General features: G+C 73.0%; 27 protein-coding genes. 2 read left to right on the top strand and 25 right to left on the bottom strand.

What is annotated here, in order from left to right; translation table 11 throughout:
- Positions 1 to 543: 543 nt before the first annotated feature.
- The 24 genes from ABD317_RS01535 to ABD317_RS01420 form a co-directional block, all read right to left on the bottom strand.
- Positions 544 to 1,134: a hypothetical protein gene (locus ABD317_RS01535; RefSeq protein WP_344286994.1), complete on the bottom strand. Its 591-nt coding sequence runs from the start codon at positions 1,132 to 1,134 to the stop codon at positions 544 to 546.
- The gene (locus tag ABD317_RS01530) at positions 1,131 to 1,571 is read right to left on the bottom strand and encodes a helix-turn-helix domain-containing protein (protein ID WP_344286992.1); all 441 of its coding nucleotides are present in this window, start codon (positions 1,569 to 1,571) and stop codon (positions 1,131 to 1,133) included. The genes ABD317_RS01535 and ABD317_RS01530 overlap by 4 nt, the downstream gene beginning before the upstream one ends.
- Positions 1,568 to 1,906, bottom strand: coding sequence for a hypothetical protein (locus ABD317_RS01525; protein WP_344286990.1), 339 nt, complete (start codon positions 1,904 to 1,906; stop codon positions 1,568 to 1,570). Before ABD317_RS01525 ends, ABD317_RS01530 begins: the two co-directional genes overlap by 4 nt.
- Entirely contained in the window at positions 1,899 to 3,329 is a 1,431-nt protein-coding gene (locus ABD317_RS01520) for a DUF5131 family protein (protein WP_344286988.1), read from the bottom strand. The genes ABD317_RS01525 and ABD317_RS01520 overlap by 8 nt, the downstream gene beginning before the upstream one ends.
- Positions 3,326 to 3,832: a RusA family crossover junction endodeoxyribonuclease gene (locus ABD317_RS01515; RefSeq protein WP_344286986.1), complete on the bottom strand. Its 507-nt coding sequence runs from the start codon at positions 3,830 to 3,832 to the stop codon at positions 3,326 to 3,328. Before ABD317_RS01515 ends, ABD317_RS01520 begins: the two co-directional genes overlap by 4 nt.
- On the bottom strand, positions 3,811 to 4,104 hold the full coding sequence (locus tag ABD317_RS01510) for a hypothetical protein (protein ID WP_344286984.1): 294 nt from the start codon (positions 4,102 to 4,104) through the stop codon (positions 3,811 to 3,813). Before ABD317_RS01510 ends, ABD317_RS01515 begins: the two co-directional genes overlap by 22 nt.
- Complete coding sequence (locus ABD317_RS01505; protein ID WP_344286982.1) at positions 4,101 to 5,153, bottom strand: hypothetical protein; 1,053 nt, start codon at positions 5,151 to 5,153, stop codon at positions 4,101 to 4,103. The genes ABD317_RS01510 and ABD317_RS01505 overlap by 4 nt, the downstream gene beginning before the upstream one ends.
- Positions 5,150 to 6,166 carry a hypothetical protein gene (locus ABD317_RS01500; RefSeq protein ID WP_344286980.1) on the bottom strand — a complete coding sequence of 339 codons (1,017 nt, stop codon included), beginning with the start codon at positions 6,164 to 6,166 and terminating at the stop codon, positions 5,150 to 5,152. Before ABD317_RS01500 ends, ABD317_RS01505 begins: the two co-directional genes overlap by 4 nt.
- Positions 6,163 to 6,561, bottom strand: coding sequence for a DUF6205 family protein (locus ABD317_RS01495; RefSeq protein ID WP_344286978.1), 399 nt, complete (start codon positions 6,559 to 6,561; stop codon positions 6,163 to 6,165). The genes ABD317_RS01500 and ABD317_RS01495 overlap by 4 nt, the downstream gene beginning before the upstream one ends.
- A 3-nt stretch (positions 6,562 to 6,564) precedes the next feature.
- Positions 6,565 to 7,527, bottom strand: a complete 963-nt coding sequence (locus ABD317_RS01490) for a recombinase RecT (protein ID WP_344286976.1) — start codon at positions 7,525 to 7,527, stop codon at positions 6,565 to 6,567.
- Entirely contained in the window at positions 7,524 to 8,573 is a 1,050-nt protein-coding gene (locus tag ABD317_RS01485) for a YqaJ viral recombinase family nuclease (RefSeq protein WP_344286974.1), read from the bottom strand. Before ABD317_RS01485 ends, ABD317_RS01490 begins: the two co-directional genes overlap by 4 nt.
- Positions 8,570 to 9,190 (bottom strand): hypothetical protein, encoded by a 621-nt coding sequence (locus ABD317_RS01480; RefSeq protein ID WP_344286972.1) that lies wholly within the window; start codon positions 9,188 to 9,190, stop codon positions 8,570 to 8,572. The genes ABD317_RS01485 and ABD317_RS01480 overlap by 4 nt, the downstream gene beginning before the upstream one ends.
- Positions 9,187 to 9,651 carry a hypothetical protein gene (locus tag ABD317_RS01475; RefSeq protein ID WP_344286970.1) on the bottom strand — a complete coding sequence of 155 codons (465 nt, stop codon included), beginning with the start codon at positions 9,649 to 9,651 and terminating at the stop codon, positions 9,187 to 9,189. Before ABD317_RS01475 ends, ABD317_RS01480 begins: the two co-directional genes overlap by 4 nt.
- Positions 9,648 to 10,028, bottom strand: coding sequence for a hypothetical protein (locus ABD317_RS01470; protein WP_344286968.1), 381 nt, complete (start codon positions 10,026 to 10,028; stop codon positions 9,648 to 9,650). Before ABD317_RS01470 ends, ABD317_RS01475 begins: the two co-directional genes overlap by 4 nt.
- Positions 10,025 to 10,333 (bottom strand): hypothetical protein, encoded by a 309-nt coding sequence (locus ABD317_RS01465; RefSeq protein ID WP_344286966.1) that lies wholly within the window; start codon positions 10,331 to 10,333, stop codon positions 10,025 to 10,027. Before ABD317_RS01465 ends, ABD317_RS01470 begins: the two co-directional genes overlap by 4 nt.
- Positions 10,330 to 10,593 carry a hypothetical protein gene (locus tag ABD317_RS01460; protein WP_344286964.1) on the bottom strand — a complete coding sequence of 88 codons (264 nt, stop codon included), beginning with the start codon at positions 10,591 to 10,593 and terminating at the stop codon, positions 10,330 to 10,332. Before ABD317_RS01460 ends, ABD317_RS01465 begins: the two co-directional genes overlap by 4 nt.
- A gap of 30 nt (positions 10,594 to 10,623) precedes the next feature.
- Positions 10,624 to 10,830: a hypothetical protein gene (locus ABD317_RS01455; RefSeq protein WP_344286962.1), complete on the bottom strand. Its 207-nt coding sequence runs from the start codon at positions 10,828 to 10,830 to the stop codon at positions 10,624 to 10,626.
- 81 nt (positions 10,831 to 10,911) lie between these two features.
- Positions 10,912 to 11,121: a hypothetical protein gene (locus tag ABD317_RS01450; RefSeq protein WP_344286960.1), complete on the bottom strand. Its 210-nt coding sequence runs from the start codon at positions 11,119 to 11,121 to the stop codon at positions 10,912 to 10,914.
- Complete coding sequence (locus tag ABD317_RS01445; RefSeq protein ID WP_344286958.1) at positions 11,118 to 11,351, bottom strand: BldC family transcriptional regulator; 234 nt, start codon at positions 11,349 to 11,351, stop codon at positions 11,118 to 11,120. The genes ABD317_RS01450 and ABD317_RS01445 overlap by 4 nt, the downstream gene beginning before the upstream one ends.
- Positions 11,348 to 11,539, bottom strand: coding sequence for a hypothetical protein (locus tag ABD317_RS01440; RefSeq protein ID WP_344286956.1), 192 nt, complete (start codon positions 11,537 to 11,539; stop codon positions 11,348 to 11,350). Before ABD317_RS01440 ends, ABD317_RS01445 begins: the two co-directional genes overlap by 4 nt.
- Positions 11,539 to 12,069 carry a hypothetical protein gene (locus ABD317_RS01435; RefSeq protein ID WP_344286954.1) on the bottom strand — a complete coding sequence of 177 codons (531 nt, stop codon included), beginning with the start codon at positions 12,067 to 12,069 and terminating at the stop codon, positions 11,539 to 11,541. The genes ABD317_RS01440 and ABD317_RS01435 overlap by 1 nt, the downstream gene beginning before the upstream one ends.
- On the bottom strand, positions 12,062 to 13,141 hold the full coding sequence (locus ABD317_RS01430) for a hypothetical protein (protein WP_344286952.1): 1,080 nt from the start codon (positions 13,139 to 13,141) through the stop codon (positions 12,062 to 12,064). Before ABD317_RS01430 ends, ABD317_RS01435 begins: the two co-directional genes overlap by 8 nt.
- On the bottom strand, positions 13,138 to 13,305 hold the full coding sequence (locus tag ABD317_RS01425; RefSeq protein WP_344286951.1) for a hypothetical protein: 168 nt from the start codon (positions 13,303 to 13,305) through the stop codon (positions 13,138 to 13,140). Before ABD317_RS01425 ends, ABD317_RS01430 begins: the two co-directional genes overlap by 4 nt.
- On the bottom strand, positions 13,302 to 13,592 hold the full coding sequence (locus tag ABD317_RS01420; RefSeq protein WP_344286949.1) for a helix-turn-helix domain-containing protein: 291 nt from the start codon (positions 13,590 to 13,592) through the stop codon (positions 13,302 to 13,304). The genes ABD317_RS01425 and ABD317_RS01420 overlap by 4 nt, the downstream gene beginning before the upstream one ends.
- Before the next feature lie 143 nt (positions 13,593 to 13,735).
- Between ABD317_RS01420 and ABD317_RS01415 the strand changes: the two genes are divergently transcribed.
- Together ABD317_RS01415 and ABD317_RS01410 are read left to right on the top strand one after the other, a co-directional pair.
- On the top strand, positions 13,736 to 14,167 hold the full coding sequence (locus tag ABD317_RS01415; protein WP_344286947.1) for a helix-turn-helix domain-containing protein: 432 nt from the start codon (positions 13,736 to 13,738) through the stop codon (positions 14,165 to 14,167).
- Positions 14,168 to 14,298: 131 nt separating this feature from the next.
- Positions 14,299 to 15,168: a hypothetical protein gene (locus ABD317_RS01410; protein WP_344286945.1), complete on the top strand. Its 870-nt coding sequence runs from the start codon at positions 14,299 to 14,301 to the stop codon at positions 15,166 to 15,168.
- Positions 15,169 to 15,236: 68 nt separating this feature from the next.
- Here ABD317_RS01410 and ABD317_RS01405 read toward each other — a convergent pair whose 3' ends face one another.
- Positions 15,237 to 16,769 carry a recombinase family protein gene (locus tag ABD317_RS01405; RefSeq protein ID WP_344286943.1) on the bottom strand — a complete coding sequence of 511 codons (1,533 nt, stop codon included), beginning with the start codon at positions 16,767 to 16,769 and terminating at the stop codon, positions 15,237 to 15,239.
- Position 16,770: the final 1 nt, after the last annotated feature.

Here is a 16,770-nt window from a genome sequence, read left to right as displayed (position 1 = left end):
CCGCGCCGACGACGGGCGAATGGGCAACGGACCTTCCGTGGTCGGCGCGGGAGTCTGGCGCCAGCACCGGCAAGTCCTCCTTGGGACCCGTGCTGCTTCTGGCCGGTGCTGGCGGGTTGGGCTCCCCGACGGCGGTGGCAGCTTGGGCAGCGCCAGAACCGTGGCCGTCGGGAGAGGTGGAGCCCGCAGAGGCTGCAGTTGTCTGGTCGACGAGGCGACTTTGGCCTCTGCGGGAGTCGGGCCCGGCCGACGGGATGCCTCTGGGCCCCTCACGACTGATGGTCGGCCGGGAGTCGAAACCCACACCGGCGTCCGGGCCATGGGCGCCAAGTCGACCGTGGCCGGTGTGGGCGGTCTGGCCCCCGCTGGCGGCACTGGATTGGGTGCCGCGAGGAGTACGGCCAACGGGGTGGTTGGTACCGGCAGGCGAGAATGCCGTGGGCGCCGGCTGATCGTTGGCCTGCCGGTGGTTTTTGGTCCCCGACGACGATTGCGCCCTGGGGGTCGTTGCGCCCATGGCCGTCGGGGGTGTCTTCGGGGCGGTCATGCGGCTTCACCGCTCAGGATGTCGGCGAGGACGCCGGCGGGCAGCTCGCGGACGGTGGCCACGCCGTGCTCGGTAAGCAGCTCGGCCAGTCGCTCAAGGACCTCGGCGCGCGCCAGGTTGTGCCGGGCCTGGGCGCGGCGCAGCTCGGAGGCGTACTTCAGGTCGGTGACGGTGAAGTCCCCGAGCTTCTTGAGGCCGTTCTCTCCCTCGTAGAGGTCCTCAAGCTGGGTGCGCCACCAATCGCGGATCCGCGCGACCATCGGCGAACGCCCCGGCCGCCGGCGGGGCCGCTCCTGCGGCGGGGTGCCGGCGGTCTCGGTGGAGGCGTCGGTGGGCGGCACGCGGTGCAGGCGGCGGGTCTGAGCGTTGACGTCGCGGACGTACGGGCGCATCGCCTGCGCAAGCGCGTCCCCGGTCTTCTTCGCCGAGCGGACCCGCCGCAGCGCCTCTGCGGCGGCCGCGTCCAAGTCCTCGTGCTCGCCGGACTCCAGGATCTCGACGACGAGCTGGCGGAGGCTGAACCCCGAGCGCGGTTCTGGATTGGGAGTCGAGCCATCATTGGCGCTCGGGGTGGTTTTGGGGGTCATCGTGGCTCTCCCTGTGAAGTCGTCGTGGCGAGGGCGCCGAGCTGGGCGGTGAGGCGGCCGATCAGGTGCGCGCTCATCGGGTCCGGCGGCCCGCACGCGGCGATCAGGTCGGCGAGCCGGCGCGCGACAGCGATGAGGTGCTCGCGCTGCACGGACGGGTTGTGGCGCGCGACGCTGTCGGGGATGGCGCGCGCCACGCGCGCCAGCTCGACGACCGTCGGGTGCGCGCCGGCGAGGTCGAGGGGCCTGGCCTGCGGCGCATCGTCGTCCGCGCCGTCTGCGCCACCTGCGCCGCCCAGACCGAGGTGCGCCAGGTCGCGGCGCACGGTGTCCTTGCTGACGCCGAGGTGGCGCGCGACACCGCGCTGGCTCATGCCGCTGCGCCACAGCGTCTCGACTTCGGTGCGCCGGGCGGCGACGTGCTTCTCGTCCGTCATGACGGGTCGCCTCCCGCCTGGCCGCCAGCGGCGGCGTCGAGGGTCTGCTGCGTCGTCGCGCTCTTGCCGTGCGGGCACTTCGCCGCGAGGTCGATCTCCCGCCGGTAGCGGTCGAAGACCATCAGCTCCAGCCGCAGCCCCTGCCGCTGGTACTTCTCCCGCTCCCGCTTGGTGGGGAAGAACTCGTGCCACGCCTGCGCTTCGGTGGCGTGGGCGATGTCGCCGTACGCGGCCGTCAGCACTCCGCAGGGGCAGCCGCACGGCCGGAACATGACCCACACGCAGTCGCTCAGCGGCACCGCGGTGCCGTCGACGCGGACCAGGAGGTCAGGCATGGGCCACCTCCGGGAAGCCGTCCCAGACCTGGCCGTCGAGTTCGCGGCCGGCGGCGTACACGCCCCAGCGGCGAATCGGCTCCATCCCCGCGGGGAGGCCGACGCGCTCCAGGGACCACGGCTTGTGGCCGATCTCGTGAAGCCAGTAGTGCCGTTCGCCGTCCTCCTCGTACCAGTTGCCGGTGTGGACGTGCGTGGCGCCGCGGGCCTCGCTGTCGGCCTTCGCCGCGGCGAGTTCCTCGGCGGTGCCCTGCCACCCGACGTCGGGGGCGCAGACGCGGACGATGAACGGCGCCGGGCCCCACGAGCCCCACTGCTTGAAGTGCAGCGGGACGTCCGCGGCGACGCACTGATCGCGCACGTTGCGGGCCCACTGCGGGTGCATCGCCCGGGCGCCGGGCCCGCTCTCGCCGCCGACGATGACCCAGTCGATTCCTCGTGCCCGGCTCCGGTCGGCGCGGCTGAACGACGTGTACGCGAACTCGCGGTCCTCGTCGCCGTCGAGCACCAGGCGGCCGATGTTGTTCCAGGCGTGGACGTACCGGCCGACGATCTGCGGCGGGTTCTGCCCGAAGCCGTCGTCCATGCTGAGTGTGGCGCCGAATGCGGGCGCCCCCTGCTCGTGCATGTTCCGGATCCAGTGCGCCGGGCTCCGCCCCTGGTCCTCGCTCCAGAAGTTCTCAACCGCCGTCCGGACGTCGGCCGGCACCCAGCCGGGCCAGGTCCAGTCGGCCCAGCTCTCAGGCGCTCCGCTCGCGGGAACGGGCGAGATCGGCGGCATCCACGCGGTGAGGTCCACCGGCCCGAGGAGCGGCTCCGCGGAGATGAAGCGGACCGAGGCAGGGGTGTCGAGGAGGGCCGGGATGCGGGTGTCCGCCCAGCGCTGGTTCTCCACGCTGACGCCGAGCCAGCAGTTGGGCAGCGGCCAGGTGGTGAACCGCCGCTCCCCGGGGTTCCACGATGGCTCGTGGGCGTCGTCCTTCAGCCGGTGGGCCCAGACCAGGACCTGCCGCTCGAAGGCTTCGTTGTTGAGGAGGGACCTCATGCGGGCGTGCCGTTTGGTGAGGACCTGGTAGGTGTGCCGCGGGGTCAGCGCCATGACCGCGAAGACCTTCGCGATGAACTCGCTGGGGACCTGGGCGTGGAAGAGGTCGCTCATGGAGTTCACGAAGACGCGGCGCGGCTTCCGCCAGTGCAGCGGGATCTCCAGCCGCTCCTCGATGAGGTTGACGGTGCCGGTCCAGTCGAGGCCGGCCTCCGTGCGCTGGGTCGTTCCGGCGTACGCCTCGGCGACCTTCGGGTGGGGGTTGCCCGCGCGGATGCGGGCGGAGGTGATGGCGTAGCACCGGTCGCAGCCCGGGGACACACGGTCGCAGCCGGTCGCCGGGTTCCACGTCTCGTCGGTCCAGGAAATCTTCGTCATGGCGTGGCCGCCTCCTCGGCGTCGGGCCCGATGCGCCAGATGTGGATGACTGCGCCCGCCGTGGGCAGCACGTCGACGGCGGAGTCGCCGATGTAGTGCTTGGCGAGGCGCCGGTACTCCACGACGCGGGCGTCGTCCCGCCAGGCCGCGGCGTCCGTCAACGCGTCCTCTGTGGCGCGGGCGAGCTTGGACAGGTCGGGAGCGGACGCGGGCCGCCACCGCAGGGTCTTCGACCAGCGCACGCCGGGTGTCCACCACGTCGGGCGGCTGGCTGGCTGCAGGCCCATCGTGAACGTCATCGCCACGGCCAGCGGCCCGTCGAGCGGCTCCTCGCCGCGGGCCTCGGCGGCGGCGATCGTCACAGCGTTCCGCCACGGCACGACCGCCTTAGACGACTCGACCATCCGGCCGCCGACGTACCGCTTCGAGCCCTGCGGCGCCGGGGCACCGTGCACGACGATCGTGAGGTCCGCGGCGGCGCTCATCGCAGGGCCCCCGTCCACACGGCCAGTTCCTCCAGTGCCTCGTCGCGCTCGGCGGTGACCTGGGCGATGCGCTCCAGGAACATCGCGCGGTCGGCGCCGTGCCACTCGCGGCCGGCGGGCCACTGGATGTCCTTGAGGCGGCAGACGACGGTGCCGGGGACGCCGCCGAGGCGGCGCCCGCGCCTCTCCGCGCGGATCGCGTCGGCCTTCGTCGCGGCGGGGATCACGCCGGTGTGCGTCGCGGCGAGGGGCTTCAGGCCCCACTCCAGGCCGGACTCCAGGCCGGTCATGACGCACCTCCGGTGGGGAGGGCGAGCTGCTCCGGCCCGGTCGCGCTCACAGGCTCGTCGGGCATGCCGAGGTTGACGATCGCGGCTTGCTCGGGCCGCAGCTGCGCGTACTCGGAGGCCGACACCTTCCGGGCGAGGAGGCTGTCGCCGACGACGATGCGGGGCACCAGACCGCGGGGGATGCGGGCGATCGTCAGCGGCCCAGGCAGGGCGCCGCCGCGGCGCAGCAGCTCGCCGAGGTAGACGGTCATGCGCAGCCGGGCCACGGCCGCGGTGAGCGGGTCGAGTTCGCAGCCGTCGACGCCCGCGCGGATCCGCTTCACCGCCTCCCCGGCAGACACCGGTGTCCAGCCGGTGACGCCGCCGGGAGGGCGGCCGGGCCGGTCGGGCAGCCGTCCGGTGGTGTACAGCTCCCACAGCTCGGTGGCCAGAGCGATGAGCATGTGGCCGGTGCCGCAGGTGGGGTCGCACGTCAGGAGCGTCTCGTCGCGGTGCTCGCGGGCGGCAGGAATGAGGGTGCGGTCCACGAGGAGGTCGGCGAGCCACCAGGGCGTCTGCGCCAGGGCGTGCCGCTTGCGTTCGTCGGTGATGTACTGCAGCAGCTCACCGGGCAGCAGGCCGGTGATGGACTCGGGGCCGTCGTCGACGTCGTAGCGCAGGCCCGGGGCGTCTGCGCTCCACCAGGCGACAAGGTCGTCGAGCGGGCCGTCGGGCGGGGTGGCGGCGAGCATCGGGTTGAACCGCGGGTCGGCCAGGCACGCGGTGGCCGGGTGGGCGGCCAGGTCGGCGAGGCCGCGGCGGATCCAGTCGGCCACGGTGCCGCCGCCGCGCTGGTGCTCCTTGCGGGCCGCCTCGGCGCCGGCACGCAGCCGGGCGCGGATGAGGCCGTGGTCCTCGGCCCAGGCGATGAGCACCGTGGTGTACACCCAGGCGGCGGCGGTGGAGTGCGTTCCCTTGCCGGGCAGCGTGTCTTCGATGTCGTCGACGTGCTGCCGCAGGTTCCGGACGAGGGGGCGGGTGAAGGTGTTGTCGCTGGCCGGGTTACTCATGCCGCACCTGCCTGGGTCGGGTCGGGGGCGGGCTTGTGCACGCCGCGGAGCAGGGCGCCGAGGGCCTGCGGGGTGATGCCGAGGTCTGGGGCGATCTCCCGCAGGAGTTCGCCGTTTTCCCGGCGGGCGCGCGCCTGCTGCAGCTGGGAGACGGTGACGCGTTTGCGGCCGAGGCTGTCCAGGCCGGAGCGGGCGTAGATGCGGCGGTCTCTGCGTCTGCGCGGCGGCGGGGACTCGTGCTCGAACCAAGCGGCGACGAAGCGTGCGCGGCCCCCGGCCAGGCGGGCGTGCAGGCTCGACTGCGTCACCCTGAGCGCATCGGCGGCCCGCTGGTAGTCCTCGCATGCGGCGAGTGCCATGAGCGCCTGGCGCTGGCCTGTGGTCAGCAGAGGGAGGGCCTGGTGCAGCGCGAGGCGCTCGACGACGCGTTCCTCCATCGTGTTCTCAGGCGGCCGGTGCCAGTAGGCGGCGGCCCGCGGTATGAAGCCGTATCCGCTCTCGTCGTCGCGGCCCTTGAACCGCAGCTCGGACTGCACGACTCGGCTGATCTCGGCGAGTCCGGCGCGGAACAGGTCGTACTCAGCCGGCGGCTCGTCGGCGGCGAGGACGTGGCAGAGGACGCCGTAGCGGGCGTGGTCGTGCCGCTCCTGTACCGGCATGCCGCGGTGCCAGCGATCGGAGGAGGCGACACCCCAGGCGATCCGCTCGACGTCGTCGAGGACCCACCCGTGCCGCAGGTGCTCGGGAGCATTGGAGGTGGTCTCCACGGGAGCGGGCGCCGCCTCGGCGGCCGTGAGGGAGAAGGCGCCGACGACGACGCCATGGCTGCGGACGGTGCCGTGCAGCGTCTTCGGGTGGACCAGCACGTCGACGCGTCGCGTGCCGAGGCGGCCGCGGGCGTGCCAGTGCACGATCTGCGCGAGATCGGCCGGGCCGGATCCGGCCACCTGCAGCGGCGGGATGCGCCGGTCGCCGTCGAGGTGGTCGAAGACGAGCGTGTAGGCGGTGGTCACGGCGCACCGTCCTCGTCGGGCCACACGATCCGCGGGACGACCTTCACGGCGCGGCCGTCGCGGACGACGACGCGCCCCAGGTCGTCTGCGTCCTCGCCCTCGCAGTCGAACCGGCCAGTGAAGGTGTGGCCCGGGAAGGCGTTGATCGCGGCCTGCACGTGCTCCAGAAGGGCGTACGCCTTGAACGAGTCGTCCCACGCCGGGACCAGAGCGGGCGCCCACTCGCGCTCAAGCCGTCCCTCGTCGGTGGTGATGGTGTCGGTCTCGGTGCGCAGCTTGACGTCGCTGTCCGGCTTGTCGGGGCGGTACGGGTCGTAGTCACTCCCGCCGATCTCCCGCCACGTCAGGGGCGGGGTGATGGCGATCTCTCCGGCTACGCGGGTGTAGTAGCCCATGGGTCAGCCCTCCTCGGCGTCGCGCGGGGGGACGCCGTCGCCGGGGCGGGCCGTCTCCGGCCAGTCGGCGATCTCCTGCCGCTCCCCCGCCTGCGGGTCGTGCTCGTGCTGGGCGTCGCCGGTGCGGGCGGGCTGGTCGGTGCGCTCGACCTCGGCGACCAGGGTCTGGATGCCGTCGTCGGCGTCGGTGTCGGCGTGGAGCAGGTCGCTGACCTCCGGGGAGGTCGGCACGTGCTTCGCGAGGCGCCGGACGCAGGACTTGGCCCACTGCTGGTCGAAGTGCGTGTGCCAGGTGGACTCCCGGGTGCCCTTCTTCTCGTGGTAGGCGTACGCGCGGGAGTACAGGTCGCGGATCTCGATCGCCTCCTGCCGGTTGAGGAGGACGACCTGCGAGCGGGCGCCGCCGCGCAGCCACGCGAAGGCGTACGCGAGGATCACATCGCCGCGCTCCTCGCGGGGGAGTTCGACGGCCGGCTTGTGGTGGAAGTCGGCGGGGCTCGGCGCGCTGGGCGTGTACTCCCAGGCGTCCTGCTCGCGGATGAAGCCGACGCGCACCGACTCGACCATGCCGGAGCGGTGCATCACGTCGATGAGGCCCTGGTACATGGGCACGAACGTCGCGGTCTTGCCGTAGGGGACGATCGCGGCGCGTACGCCGTCGGGGGCGAGGCCGAAGCGGGCGCACGCCATCAGCGCCGTCCAGATCGTCGGGATGTCGCAGTTGCGGAGCTTTTCCATGCCGGTCAGCGCGGCCTGGATGAAGTGGTCCTCGTTGATGTGGCGGGGCAGGGCGCGGACGATGTCGTCGCGGCCCCGCTCCAGCCACGCGAGCCGCGGGTCCTTCACGGCGACCTCGCCGCCGGGCTGGGCGTCGCCGTCGCCGCCGGTGTTGCCGGTGGCCTGGCGGACGCGGTTCTTCAGGTTGCTCATGGCGGTGTGCTCCTGCGTGGTGGCGTGCGTGTTCATGGGCGGGCCTCGGGGATGTGGAGCCGGCGGGCCCGGAAGCGGTGGAAGGTCTCGGGGTCCTCGTCGGCGAGGCGGTCGGTGTCGACGACCGGGGCGTGGCGCTGGTACTCGCGGGCGAGTTCGGGCTCCGCCTCGCGGAACCGGGCCGAAGCGAAGTTGCCGTTGGCGCGCCAGGTGTAGAGGACGCGGCCGCCGGCGGTGGCGACCTCGGCGTCGCCGAGCTGGTCCTTGAGCGCGTTGTCGACGGCGGCGAGCGCGTCGGCCGCGGCGTCCGCCCGCTCCTTCAGCTCGCGGCGGCGGGCCAGCAGCACCGCGGTCCCGACGGGGTCGACCTCCAGCGTCTTCTCGGGCTGGACGTCGAAGAGGCGGGCGAGGAGGTCGGTGGTGGCGGCGGAGCCGTCGACCGGCGGCGGCACCCCGGGCACCACGTGCTCGTGCCAGAAGGTGTCGACGGCGTCGGTGAGCATGGCGATCAGCTCGTCGTCGCGGTCGATGCGCCACCAGTAGAAGTCGTCGTCGACGGTCCCGGCGACGTAGCCGCGCTCGTAGCCGGTGACGGCCAGGTACCAGTGCGTTTGGATGGCAGGCACGTCCGGCGGTTCGTCACCGGTCCAGTCCTCCGACTTCGCGGAGCGCCAGGTGCGGGTCTTGCACTCCAGCACGCTCGGGTCGGTGAGGGTGCCGTCGTCGTCGCGCCAGGCGATGCGGTCGGGGTTGGCGAGCCAGTGGGGGTGGTCGGCGTGGGCCAGGGTGCCCGGCGCGTCCCGTACGACGAGGCCGGTGTCCTCGGTGAAGAACTCCGCAACCAGGCCCTCCAGGCGGTGCCCGCGGCGGGCGGCGCGCCCGGCGCGGCCGGGGAGCCGGCCGTCGAGTTCGCCGCGCTTCGCGAGGTACACGTGCCGCGGCCCGCGGTGGACGTCCAGGCCCACGATGGCGGCGACGTCGGAGCCGCCGACGCCGGTGCGGCGTACGGCGTGCCACTCCTCTTCCGGGGCCCGGCCGGGCAGCCGGAGCCGGGCGGTGGGGGTGATGAGCGGACCGGTCACGGGCGTGCACCCCCCTCGGGCTGGTCGGCGTCGGGGACGAGGCCGAGGGCGGCGAGGGCCTCCAGCAGCTCGCGCTTCACCTCGGGGTCGCGGCCCTGCTGGCGCCCGGCCAGGCGGGGCATGTAGTCGTCGAGGTCGTGGCTGCGGCCGTCGAGGACGCGGTCGACGGCCCAGAGGGCGGCCTTCCGCTGCTCGCGGGTCCAGTCCGCGCGCGCGGGGATGATCGAGTAGGCGCGGGTCTTGTTGATGCTCAGGGCCTTGCCGCTCGGGTCGCGGCCGTAGGGGGCCGCGGTGCCGCCGGCCGGGGCGGAGGGGGGAAGGGTGGTCTCCGCCCCGGCGGCGGGGTCCCGCCCAGACGCAGGCCGCGTCTTCGGAGCCCGGTTCGACAGCTCCTCTTCGGCCTTCGCTCCCCCCGCCGCGCTGGTAGCGGGGGTGAGGGTGACGTCCTTGCGGGTGGTCTGCGGTGCCCGGCCGCGCGGCCGGGCCTTGGTGTCCCGCCCCGGCGCAGGCGGGGTCTGCGGGGCCCGTGTCGACCGCCCCTCTCCCGCCTTGGCTGCCCGTGCGGCCTGCTCCGGGGCCTGCGGGCTGGCGTTGACGCGCGGGGCGGGACGGCTCATGCCACGCCTCCCGGAACGAGGAGGGTGGTGGTCGGCGGGTCGGCGGCGGCGCGGACCCGTGCGGCAAAGGTGCGGACGGCTGCGGCCCAGCCGGCCGTGAAGTCGCCGTCGGCCGGGGGCTCGCCGTCGAGGGCGCGGCGCACGCAGCAGGTGATGAACAGCACGGTGTCGAACGGGACCGGCAGATCGCTGATCTCCGCGGTCTCGCCGCGGTCGTGCCAGCCGGTGAGGACGACGGTCCCGCCGTACGGGCGGGGTGCGGCGCCGAGGACCGTGAGGACGCAGGAGCCGACGACGTTCCGCGGCTGCGCGGCGTCGCCGACGAACGCGGTCGAGCGGCTGCGCGGGTCGAGTTCCACCCGCGCGGGGACGCCGGGCCCGCCCGGGTGCAGGTCGAGCGGGCCGCCGCGCAGGGCGACGGTGCCGTCGGGGCTGATCGTCACGTAGCGCACGGCGGTCACCGCCTGCCCGTGCGGCGCAGCCGCTCGGCGGGCACCCACGTCAGGGCGCTCAGCCCGTCGACGACCTTGACGCACACCAGGTCGCCGCGCGGCGACAGGCACACGGCGGACGGGCGGCCGGTGTGCAGCCCGGGGATGGTCGCCGGGTCGTCGAGGCTGACGCGGCCGGTGCGCCCGGTGCCGGTGTGCTCGACCTCGGCGCCCACGGGCCAGCGGACGACGAGCTGCGCGAGGAGCGCCGCCGCGGCGTCGACGGTGGTCAGGGTGAGGGCGGCGGGCTCGGTGCCGTGGGCGTGGGTGCGGACGGCGACGGGGCGGCCCTCGCGCATGAGGGTGCCGCGGTAGTCGCGGGTGCGGGTGGGAGCGTCGTAGGTCATCGTGCAGGCTCCTCGTGGGTGCGCTGCCGCAGTTCGCTGACGTGTACGAGGTGGCCGAGGCCGCGGCTGTCGTGCCCGTAGACGACCTCGTTGTCGGTCGGCAGGCTCGCTGTGGCACTGCGCACCGCGTAGCCCAGGGCCGCGGGGTTGCCGATCATGTCCTGCCAGGAGCGGCCGAAGACGCGGTCGTTCCAGTCCTCGATGCGGTAGTCGAACGGCGTGCAGTCGCCGTGGCCGAAGACGGCGGCGGCCGGGGCGACGGTGACGGTCCGGCCTGCCTGCGGGTGCGGGGCGTTGTGCTTCATCGGTCTGCTCCGGGGCGGTGGTCGGGGAGGCGGGTGGAGGCCAGGCCCTCGATGAAGCCGGCCATGGCGGCGGTGCGGCCCTCGCGTTCGAGGCCGAGCCAGCGGCGCTCGTGGTCGAAGCCGCGGACGGCGTCGTCGCGGGCGCGGGCGAAGGCGATGAGGAAGTCGAGTTCGGCGCCGTGATCGAAGCCGGGATTGGTGCGCCGCAGCTGCTCGCAGCGCTGGGTCGCCCGCTCCTCGGCGATCGACCGCGGGATCACGACGGGCCGCCCGTCCCGGGCGCGGTGTGCTCAGACACGGCAGCCGCCGCCGCCCTGCTCGTCGTCGTCCTCGGGGTCGGCCAGCTCGAACGGGATGGGCTCGTCGGCGTCGTTGAGGTAGGCGAGGCCGACGAGTTCGTGGACCCCTTGCATCCAGATCCACATGACGAGCACCGCGGCCCGTGCGATCGGCGGGCCGAGGCCGCCTTCGGTCTCCGGGCTACACTCGTTGATCATGTGAGCCGCGCTCCTTCCAGGTTCGGGGTGGGGCTCTCGGGGCCGCCGGGGGCAACCGGCGGCCCTTCCGTGTCCGCGGCCTCAGGCCGCCGCGCGTCCAGGGACCGGGGGGTTGGAGTCGTTCAGGGAGCGCAGGACCGGCTCCCACAGCACGGCCAGGCGGCCGATCTCGGCGCCGGTCAGCCGGCACCGGGGGCAGTCGTCGGGGACGGGTACGCCGTGTTCGCAGGGCGCGTCCCATCCGGCCTGAAACGCCTCGTCGGGGGTGCGGCACATGGGCATCGTGCTCACCGCCCCTGCTCGTCGGTGAGGCTGCGGACCGCGTCGTCCCAGGCCGGGTTGCCGAAGAGCTGGAAGACCTCGGCCTGGCGGTAGCGGCGGTGGCCGCCGAGGGTGCGGACGGCAGTGAGCCTGCCCTCCCTCGCCCAGCGGGTGACCGTGCGCGGGTCGACGCGGAACAGGGAGGCGACCTCCTTCGGCGTCAGGAGGGGCTCGATGCGGGGCGCGGGCCGCGGGCTCACGGGGTGCCCCCGGTGCCGCGGCCGTGCCACACGTCGCCGTAGGCGGCCTCGTGCCGGGCGGCGATCTCCCGCGCGGCGTCGCGGCCGGCGCGGACCTCGCCGCGGTCGATCTGGCCGAGGATCCGCTCCTCATCGCGCTGCGGCAGGATGCGGCCTCTGCCCGGCGTGCCGTTCGTCTGCTGCGTCATCACGCAGCACCCCCTTCGAGGGCGAGGTCGATCTCGGTGATGCTGTGGCCGTCGGCCTCCCACGCCTCGCGGGCGGTGGCGCAGCGGGGGTGGCGGTCCATGGCCGCGAGGAGTTGGTCGAGCGCATCCACCACGTCGTCGATGGCCTGCCGCTGGGCGAACATCTCGCGCCGCAGTTCCTTGATCGCCGGTCGGCTCATGCCCCACCACGCCTGCATCTGGCGGCCGATGATCACGCCGCTCGACTTTTCGCGCTGTGGCCGGGAGTAGGCGACGGTCCGGCGCGTCCGGCGCCCGTTCGCCCGGATGTAGGTGACGGTGTTGAGGTCCTTGAAGGAGCGCGTGTAGTCGGCATCGGCACCCGCTGCCGCCCACCGGGCGAGCGTCTCGTGGGCCCAGTGGTCGCCGTCGTCTGCGGCCGCCTCGACGAAGTGGATGATGTCGGCCGAGACTTCGTGCTTCGGTCGGCCTGCGGCGTGGCCGTCGTCGACCAGCTCGCGGACGCGCGTCCAGTAAGCGTGCTCACTCACCGGCTCCACCCCCCACGACACGGAGGCCGGAGCGCTGGTGGTATCGGCGGGCCTCGGAGACCCGCGCGCACCAGTCGCTGAGGCTGTTGATCAGGTCACCGACGTCGCGGTCGAAGTTGCTGGAGAACACCTCGGCGAGCCGGGCGGGGTCGAAGTGGACGATCTCCCCGGCCTTGACGGCGGCGTGCGCGTAGTTGCGGCGGAAACGGGTGTCGGTGCCCTCCATGACCGCGTCGAGTTCGGCGTCGAGGCGGGCGTGGGCCGCAGCCTCTTCGGCCGCGGTCTCGCCGCGGTCGTTGACCGGCTCCGGCAGTGCGGGGGCTTCAGGTGTCCAGTCCGCTCCTGCGAGGAGGTCGCCTTCGCTGACCCCGGCGGGCCCCGGCGCGGAGTCGGCGGGCAGGGGGCGGGGGCGCGGCGGCTCGTCTGCACCGGCCTCCTCGGGCTTCTCGTGTCGGGGCTCCGGCTCCGGAGCGGGGTCAGGGGTGCCGAGTTCCGCGCGGAGCGCGGCGGCGGCGTCGCTGACGCCGGAGAAGGTCACGCCTCGGGCCCGCACGTACGCGAGTGCGGCGTCGAGGAGTTCGAGGGTGATGCCCTCGGTGGTGCGCGGGGGCTCTACACCGGCGGTGTGCTCGGTGATCCAGTCGGCGGTGTACCCGGCACGGTGGAGCAGCAGCGCGGCCGCAGCGTGGAGGTCCCGGGTGGCGCGAACGGCAGCCGCCGTCGGCTTGCCGCCGGTGCGTTCGACGGTCTCCCGCCATACCTCGGCACGCTGGCCTTCGGGGGTGCGGGCGAGTTCGCGGGCCTGGCCTTCGTTCGCGGGAGCGGGCAGGCCCTTGCTGACAATTGTCGGCACGACGGAGGCGGCGGTGATCATCCGATCCGCGTAGTCGCGCCCCATCCCCCACCGGTCGCGGCAGTAGTCCTCGAAGGTGGCGTACTCGGCACGGTAGAGGCGCTGGTCGCGGATCGCGAGCAGGGCGGTGCCGACGTCGACGAAGGTGGCGAGACCTCGTTCGATGACGGCCTCGTGTACGGCGAGGGCTTGGGCCTCTGCGACGGCGAGTTCACTCATCGGGCATCTCCGAGGCGCAGGAGGCGGCGCAGCATGCTGCAGAGGGCGATGCTGTCGCCCGGACGCTCGGCCTTGCAGACGCGGCAGACGAAGCGCCAGCGCGGGTTGAAGCGGCCGCACGCGGGATTGGGGCAGGTCCAGCCCTGCCCGGGGAGCCAGCTCATGCCGCGCCCTCCTGCGTCCCGGGCGCGGCCGGCTTCTTGGAGCCGTAGGGGCGTCGGGGGATGACGCCGTCGGTGATGTCGTCGACGGTCACGGGCTGGCCGAGTTCGCTACCGAGGATCTCGGCGGCCCTGCGGGCGAAGGGCATGCCGGCCGTGTCGTGCTTGCCCAGCTCGATTCCGCTGACGTAGTCGGCGGTGTAGCCCGCCTTGTCGGCGAACTCCTTGATCGTGATGCGCGCGTCCTCACGCAGTGCGCGGAGTCGTGCGCCGTTCATCCTCAGCGGCATGCAGACTAGCGTTGCATCGCCAGAAGATTTCCGCAATAGTTCTAGTTAATTGATCACGAGGGGTGGCGCAAAGATGCAGGTCACCATGATTCGATAGAGACAAGTTCTGGATTTATTCCGGAACCTCTGCCATGCTCCAAGCCATGACCGAGCCCGCACGCCCCACCGTCGGTCGGCAGCTAAGGAATCGACGGCTGTTCCTCAACCTGGCCCAGGACGACCTGGCCGGGCGCATCGGCATCCGGACGAAGACGGTCAGCAACGTCGAGAACGACCGCTCCCGGATCACGCTCAGCAGGCGTGGCGACTGGGAGCGTGAACTCCTCCTGAAGCCGGGGACCATCTCACGTGCGTACGAGGCAGACTCCCCCATCGAGCCCCTCGACGACGACCCCCAGGCCTCCGCACGGCTGCAGAAGACCCACCAGATCCAGGAGCTGCTGAAGGGACTCAGCCTGGACGAGCAGGAGGAGATCCTCCGCAACGTCGACAGCGGCCTCTCCGACCCGGTGCCGCCGGCCGCTCCCCCTTCGTCACCAAAGCAGCGTGACAACGGCGAGCAACGGGCAAGCTGACCCCCGAACTTTCGCACAGGGTCACGTGAGAGCGCGCTCTATTTACACGGTGCTACGTAGATGGCATATTCAGCCATCCGCCGCCGACCCCCACGGGATGTCCAACGTTGTACATGCAGGGGAGGAGCGCGTTGCAGTCCGACATGCTCACCGGCGTGCTGATCGGCGTGACCACAGCCACCGCCATCACTAGCACCGTGTTAATCGCCCGTTTCCTGCTGCGCATGCACCGTGACGTGCGCACTCTACGCGTGCAGACCAGCGCGCTGCGGCTGGAGATGCTCATGATGAACAAGGAGCAGCCGCAGCAGCCCCGGGCCGTGCCCGAAGCCCAGGAGCAAGACGAGAACCCGCCGGGCCCTCCGCCCGGCGCCCGGAGCAAAGGAGGACTGTGGCTCGTTCCCGCTGCCATCCTCACCCTCCTGGGCGGTCTGTGGCGGCTCATCCGCAGCCACCCCAAGGAGTCCGTCGTCGCGGCCGCGCTGGTCACGACAGCCGCGGTGGCGCTGACCGTCGCCCCGTGCGCGGACACCGGACCGCCCGGGGACCAGCGCGCCGCCGTCCCGCCGGCGCCCACGACTCCGCCGTCCGGAGCCCCACCCGGATCGGGGGCATCAGGCGGCGGACCGGCCGGCCCGGGCAGTGCCTCGCCCAGCCGCCCGCACCCGAGTACCAACGGCGGCGCGTACCACCCCGCACCGAGCGCGTCCGCGCCTGGGCCGCAGGCGCTGGACGGAGCATCGCCGACCGGCTCACCCGCGACGGGCGCGGGTAATGAAGGGCCGCCTCCCACGGCCAGCGAGAACCCACCGGACGGCAGCTCGCTTCCGCCCACAGGCACCGGGCCGCCCGACGTCGCGGACCCCACCGATCCCCCCGGCAGTGAGCCGCCCCCCGGCGCGGACCCGCCCGTCTCCACCGGGCCGTCCTCCGGGCCGTGTCTGAAGCTCGCGCTGCTCGGTCTGCTCGACGTCAGTCTGTGCCTGCCCGGCACGACCTGACCTACCAGCTCACCCCGGGTCGTCTGCGAACAGACCAGGCCGTCGCAGGCGACCGGGGACGGCAGCGTCTATTCCTGCTTCACCAGCAGCCGGCGCGTGATCGTAACGCTGGCGGGATCAAACCCGGGCCCGCGGCGGGCCGTCGGAGACACCACGATGCGGAAGAGTGCCCGGATGGTCGCGGAGCGGGTGTCGACCGGTGCCGCCGCCCAGGCCGCACGGTCGATCCCGGCCATCCGGGTCAGCAGCCGCAGCTCGGCCGTCATGGCGAGCTGGCCCCGCAGCTCGGTGATCTTCCGGTCGAAGCCGGCGACACTCTTCATCGCGAGCACCGGGTCCAGGTCCGGGTCATCCGCGGCGTTCTCGATCCTCTGGGCCAGGTCGGCCTTGCGGCGCTCCAGCTCGGCGATCTGCTCGCCGATACGGGGGCTTCCCGCCTCCGTGCGCGCCTTCAGCTCGGCCAGGAAGCTGCGGCTGCGCAGGACGCGCAGCGTGCGGCCCTCGACGTAGGCGTCCAGCATCTCGATGCTGCGGGCGAATCGATAGCAGGAGCGGCAGTAGTACACCTTGGATGGGTACTTCCGCCCCTTCCCCCCGTACGGCTTCGTACGTGATTCCTTGCTTCCGCACTCGCCGCACTCCAGGATCCCGGACAGCAGGTGCTTGCGCGCCGGGCCCGGGTTCGGCGTCTCCTCCCGGTTCCGCTCGTGCAGGGCTATCAGGTCCTGCCGGGTCTCCTCCGGGAGTATCGCGTCCCAGGACGCCTCGTAAAGGACGCCGTCCCGCTCGATCAGGCCGGCCATCCGGGGCGAGAGGAGCATGCCCCACAGCGTGCGCGTCGACCACGGGTTGCCCTCGGTGGTCGTCACCTTGACGTCCTCGTTGAGCCAGCGGATCACCCCGGCCGCGGACTGGCCCGCGAGGAGCCGCTCGGCGGCATCCGCCGCGTACTTGGCCTCGCCGGCGCGGACCTTGTTGTAGTCGAGGATCTCGACGCGCGTCTCCCCGCCCGTCTGCGGGTCCGTCTTGATCCTGGTGCGGCCGGTGGGGACGCCGAACGCGAACGGCCGCTTCCCGCCCTGGACGTTCAGGCCCTTCTTCTGCGCGCGGGCCAGGTGCCCGCGGCGGGTGCGGCGGGAGATGTTGTCGCTTTCCCGGCACGCCTGCGCGGCCTCGATGCGCAGGATGAACCGGTCGTCGGGGCTGGCCAGGTTGCGGACCCCGGACACCGACGCCAGAGGGACGTGCCGCTGGTCGGCGAGGTTCAGCAGCAGCTCAAGGTCGTACGGCTGCCGGATCAGCCGGTCGCCGTGGTACGTCATGATCCCGTCGTGGACGTGGTTCGCCTTCGGGTCGTGCGGGACCAGGCGCGCGCCGGTCGCGTCCAGCGTGAGGAGCATCCGGTCCCAGTCCGGCCGGACGCGGTTGCGCTGCCACGCCGAGCGGGAGTTGTCGACGTAGACGCAGCAGAAGTCCGGCCAGCCGAGACGGGACCCCAGCAGCCGGCCGTCGGCCTCCTGCCGCTCGACCTTCTCCAGGCTCCCGTCGGGAGCGTAGCTGAGGCGGCAGTAGAGGCACGGAGCCCGCGGCGTTGTCTCCATG

Origin of the sequence: Streptomyces synnematoformans (assembly GCF_039531005.1) — a bacterium.
Lineage (GTDB): Bacteria > Actinomycetota > Actinomycetes > Streptomycetales > Streptomycetaceae > Streptomyces > Streptomyces synnematoformans.
This window is presented reverse-complemented; position numbering and strand designations above follow the sequence as displayed.

Coding starts and splice junctions, on each gene's coding strand:
- ABD317_RS01415 (WP_344286947.1), top strand. CDS start 13,736: ATGACCGAGCCCGCACGCCCCACCGTCGGTCGGCAGCTAAGGAATCGA.
- ABD317_RS01495 (WP_344286978.1), bottom strand. CDS start 6,561: ATGGGCTACTACACCCGCGTAGCCGGAGAGATCGCCATCACCCCGCCC.
- ABD317_RS01440 (WP_344286956.1), bottom strand. CDS start 11,539: ATGACGCAGCAGACGAACGGCACGCCGGGCAGAGGCCGCATCCTGCCG.
- ABD317_RS01510 (WP_344286984.1), bottom strand. CDS start 4,104: ATGACCGGCCTGGAGTCCGGCCTGGAGTGGGGCCTGAAGCCCCTCGCC.
- ABD317_RS01455 (WP_344286962.1), bottom strand. CDS start 10,830: ATGATCAACGAGTGTAGCCCGGAGACCGAAGGCGGCCTCGGCCCGCCG.
- ABD317_RS01470 (WP_344286968.1), bottom strand. CDS start 10,028: ATGACCTACGACGCTCCCACCCGCACCCGCGACTACCGCGGCACCCTC.
- ABD317_RS01420 (WP_344286949.1), bottom strand. CDS start 13,592: ATGCCGCTGAGGATGAACGGCGCACGACTCCGCGCACTGCGTGAGGAC.
- ABD317_RS01425 (WP_344286951.1), bottom strand. CDS start 13,305: ATGAGCTGGCTCCCCGGGCAGGGCTGGACCTGCCCCAATCCCGCGTGC.
- ABD317_RS01505 (WP_344286982.1), bottom strand. CDS start 5,153: ATGAGTAACCCGGCCAGCGACAACACCTTCACCCGCCCCCTCGTCCGG.
- ABD317_RS01465 (WP_344286966.1), bottom strand. CDS start 10,333: ATGAAGCACAACGCCCCGCACCCGCAGGCAGGCCGGACCGTCACCGTC.
- ABD317_RS01480 (WP_344286972.1), bottom strand. CDS start 9,190: ATGAGCCGTCCCGCCCCGCGCGTCAACGCCAGCCCGCAGGCCCCGGAG.
- ABD317_RS01525 (WP_344286990.1), bottom strand. CDS start 1,906: ATGCCTGACCTCCTGGTCCGCGTCGACGGCACCGCGGTGCCGCTGAGC.
- ABD317_RS01405 (WP_344286943.1), bottom strand. CDS start 16,769: ATGGAGACAACGCCGCGGGCTCCGTGCCTCTACTGCCGCCTCAGCTAC.
- ABD317_RS01520 (WP_344286988.1), bottom strand. CDS start 3,329: ATGACGAAGATTTCCTGGACCGACGAGACGTGGAACCCGGCGACCGGC.
- ABD317_RS01535 (WP_344286994.1), bottom strand. CDS start 1,134: ATGACCCCCAAAACCACCCCGAGCGCCAATGATGGCTCGACTCCCAAT.
- ABD317_RS01490 (WP_344286976.1), bottom strand. CDS start 7,527: ATGAACACGCACGCCACCACGCAGGAGCACACCGCCATGAGCAACCTG.
- ABD317_RS01530 (WP_344286992.1), bottom strand. CDS start 1,571: ATGACGGACGAGAAGCACGTCGCCGCCCGGCGCACCGAAGTCGAGACG.
- ABD317_RS01430 (WP_344286952.1), bottom strand. CDS start 13,141: ATGAGTGAACTCGCCGTCGCAGAGGCCCAAGCCCTCGCCGTACACGAG.